Below are 2,440 nucleotides of genomic sequence, written 5' to 3'. Positions count from 1 at the left end.
GCCTCGACACCACCACGGCCAAGCTCGGCAACGAGGCCTTCCTGGCCAAGGCGCCGCAGCCGGTCGTCGACAAGATCACCGGTCGACGTGATGTGGCCGCGGCCGAAGTCACCCGCATCGGCGCCCGTCTGGCGGAGCTGAGCGCCAAGTGAGCGACATGGGCCCCGGTGACCTCGACCCCGAAGACGCCGACTTCGGCGGCAGCGACTACAGCGCGGCCCAGCTCAGCACCGGGCCGTCGCCGGTCGACCTCGCCGAGATGGCGCTGGTCGAGGCCGAGCTCGACAAGCGCTGGCCCGAAACCAAGATCGAACCCTCGCTCACCAGGATCGCCACCCTGATGGATCTGCTGGGCAACCCGCAGAACAACTATCCGGCGATCCACATCGCGGGCACCAACGGCAAGACCTCGGTGACCCGGATGATCGACGCCCTGCTCACCGCCCTGCATCGGCGCACCGGCCGGATCACCAGCCCTCACCTGCAGCTGGCGACCGAGCGGATCAGCATCGACAACGCGCCGATCTCCCCGGCCGGCTATGTGGCGACCTATCACGAGCTCGCGCCCTATATCGGCATGATCGACCAGCGCTCCGCCGAATCCGACGGCCCGGCGATGAGCAAGTTCGAGGTGCTCACCGGCATGGCCTACGCCGCGTTCGCCGAGGCGCCGGTCGATGTGGCCGTCGTGGAAACCGGGATGGGCGGCACCTGGGACGCCACCAATGTGATCCACGCGCAGGTCGCGGTGATCACCCCGATCGGCCTCGACCACACCGAGTACCTCGGTCCCGACCTCGAGTCGATCGCCAAGGAGAAGGCGGGGATCATCAAGCGCGCACCCGAGGCGCTGATCCCGACCGACACCGTCGCGGTGATCGCCGAGCAGGAACCCGAGGTGATGGACGTGCTGCTGCGCCGGGCCGTCGCCGAGGATGCCGCGGTGGCCCGCGAGGGCGCGGAGTTCCGGGTGCTGGAACGGGGCGTCGCCGTCGGCGGGCAGCTGCTCACCCTGCAGGGGCTCGGCGGCGTCTACGACGAGATCTTCCTGCCGCTGCACGGCGAGCACCAGGCCCGCAACGCGGCTCTGGCGCTGGCCGCGGTGGAGGCGTTCTTCGGGGCGGGCGCGGATCGTCAGCTCGATATCGAGGCCGTGCGCACCGGTTTCGCGACGGTGGCCAGCCCGGGGCGGATGGAACGGATGCGCAACGCGCCGACCATCTTCGTCGACGCCGCCCACAACCCGGCGGGTGCGCAGGCGCTGGCCGCGACGCTCACCGGCGAGTTCGACTTCCGCAAGCTGGTCGGGGTGGTCGCGGTGCTCGCCGACAAGGACGCGGCCGGGATCCTCGACGCGCTCGAACCGGTCTTCGACGAAATCGTCGTCACCAGCAACGGCTCGCCGCGGGCCATGGACGTGGACTCGCTGGCCGACCTCGCCGTGCAGCGGTTCGGCGATGAACGCGTGATCACCGCCGAGACCCTGCCCGACGCGCTGGAGTCGGCGATCGCGCTGGCCGAGCAGGCGGGCGACGAGGGCGACGTGATCTCCGGCGCCGGCGTGGTGGTCACCGGGTCGGTCGTCACCGCGGGCGCGGCGCGCGCCCTGTTCGGAAAGGCTCCGGCGTGAGTGAAGAACAAGTGCCCCCTCCCGCCAACGATCCGTGGAAGGGTCTGCGCGGCGTCATGGCGGGGACGTTGATCCTCGAGGCGATCGTGGTGTTGCTGGCTTTGCCGGTGGTCGCCGACGTGGGCGGCGGTGTCACGTGGTTCTCCGGAACCTATCTCGTGGTGCTCTCGGTGCTGATGATCCTGGGCGCGGGTGTACAGCGGAAACCGTGGGCGATCCCGTTCAACCTGGGCCTGCAGGTACTGCTGCTCGCGGGCGCCTTCATCCACCTGTCGATCGGCGTGATCGCGGTGGTGTTCATCGCGGTCTGGGCGTTCATCCTCGTCCTGCGCTCGGATGTCCAGCGCCGAATGGACGCGGGACTGCTCCCCAGCCAGCGAATGGGTACCAAGTCCTGACCTCGAGGGCCCGATCGGCGTCCTGACACGGCCGACGCTAGGGTTACCCCGTGACTGAGCAGACGTTGGTACTCATCAAGCCGGACGGTGTCTCCCGGGGCCTCACCGGCGAGATCCTCGCGCGCATCGAGCGCAAGGGCCTCACTTTCCAGGCATTGGAGCTGAAGAACGTGTCCGCGGAACTCGCGGCCGAGCACTACGCCGAACATGCCGAGCGGCCCTTCTTCGGCTCGCTCATCGAATTCATCACCTCCGGCCCGGTCGTCGCGGCCGTGCTCGAAGGCCCGCGCGCGATCGCGGCGTTCCGCCAGCTCGCCGGTGGCACCGACCCGGTAGAGAAGGCCGTGCCCGGCACCATCCGCGGCGACTTCGGCCTCGAGACCCAGTTCAACCTGGTCCACGGATCCGACTC

At 69.4% G+C, this 2,440-nt stretch carries 3 protein-coding genes; all 3 read left to right on the top strand.

All coding sequences use genetic code 11. The features are described 5' to 3' along the window. Positions 1-259: 259 nt before the first annotated feature. Entirely contained in the window at positions 260-1,630 is a 1,371-nt protein-coding gene (locus ACFWF3_RS32190; RefSeq protein ID WP_379317589.1) for a bifunctional folylpolyglutamate synthase/dihydrofolate synthase, read from the top strand. Between the two features lie 56 nt (positions 1,631-1,686). Further along, positions 1,687-2,028, top strand: coding sequence for a DUF4233 domain-containing protein (locus ACFWF3_RS32185; RefSeq protein ID WP_378994037.1), 342 nt, complete (start codon positions 1,687-1,689; stop codon positions 2,026-2,028). Positions 2,029-2,078: 50 nt separating this feature from the next. After that, positions 2,079-2,440: nucleoside-diphosphate kinase (gene ndk / locus ACFWF3_RS32180; protein ID WP_379317587.1), on the top strand; the 362-nt coding region annotated here is incomplete at its 3' end.

The sequence above is a fragment of the Nocardia sp. NPDC060220 genome (assembly GCF_042727815.1).
Classification (GTDB): domain Bacteria; phylum Actinomycetota; class Actinomycetes; order Mycobacteriales; family Mycobacteriaceae; genus Nocardia.
This window is presented reverse-complemented; position numbering and strand designations above follow the sequence as displayed.